Source organism: Gordonia aquimaris (genome assembly GCF_026262595.1).
GTDB lineage: Bacteria > Actinomycetota > Actinomycetes > Mycobacteriales > Mycobacteriaceae > Gordonia > Gordonia tangerina.
Genome location: NZ_JAPKFM010000081.1, coordinates 1 through 878, shown reverse-complemented (window position 1 = coordinate 878; position 878 = coordinate 1). Strand labels below are relative to the sequence as shown.

The 878-nt window shown below is 66.5% G+C and carries 1 protein-coding gene; it reads right to left on the bottom strand.

Going from position 1 to position 878, the window contains the following annotated elements:
* Positions 1-9: 9 nt before the first annotated feature.
* The coding region (gene pdxS, locus OSB52_RS24665) for a pyridoxal 5'-phosphate synthase lyase subunit PdxS (RefSeq protein ID WP_277615418.1) at positions 10-878 on the bottom strand (869 nt) is incomplete at its 5' end.

Sequence of the window (878 nt, the reverse complement as noted above, 5' to 3'; positions counted from 1 at the left end):
GCAGATCGGCTACCAGCCTCGTTCGGCGAGGCGGTGTGGCTGCGGAATGTCGTCGACGTTGATGCCGACCATCGCCTCACCGAGCCCGCGCGACACCTTCGCCAGCACGTCGGGATCGTCGTGGAAGGTGGTGGCCTGCACGATCGCCGCCGCACGCTGAGCCGGGTTACCCGACTTGAAGATCCCCGACCCGACGAACACACCCTCGGCACCGAGTTGCATCATCATCGCCGCATCGGCCGGGGTGGCGATACCACCGGCGGTGAACAGCGTGACCGGCAGTATGCCGGCCTGCGCGACCTCGACGACCAGGTCGTAGGGCGCCTGCAGCTCCTTGGCCGCCACATACAGCTCGTCTGTGGGCAACGACGTCAACCGGCGGATCTCATCGCGGATCTTGCGCATGTGCGTGGTCGCGTTCGACACGTCACCGGTGCCGGCCTCCCCCTTGGAACGGATCATCGCCGCACCCTCGGTGATCCGGCGCAACGCCTCACCCAGATTGGTGGCGCCACACACGAACGGCACCGTGAACGCCCACTTGTCGATGTGATTGGCATAGTCGGCCGGGGTCAACACCTCCGACTCGTCGACATAGTCCACGCCGAGGCTCTGCAGCACCTGAGCCTCCACGAAATGCCCGATCCGCGCCTTGGCCATCACCGGGATCGACACCGCCGAGATGATCCCGTCGATCATGTCGGGATCGCTCATCCGCGAGACACCACCCTGGGCACGGATGTCGGCCGGGACGCGCTCGAGCGCCATCACCGCCACCGCACCGGCATCCTCGGCGATCTTGGCCTGCTCAGCGGTGACCACATCCATGATGACGCCACCCTTGAGCATCTCGGCCATGCCGCGCTTCACCCGGGCGG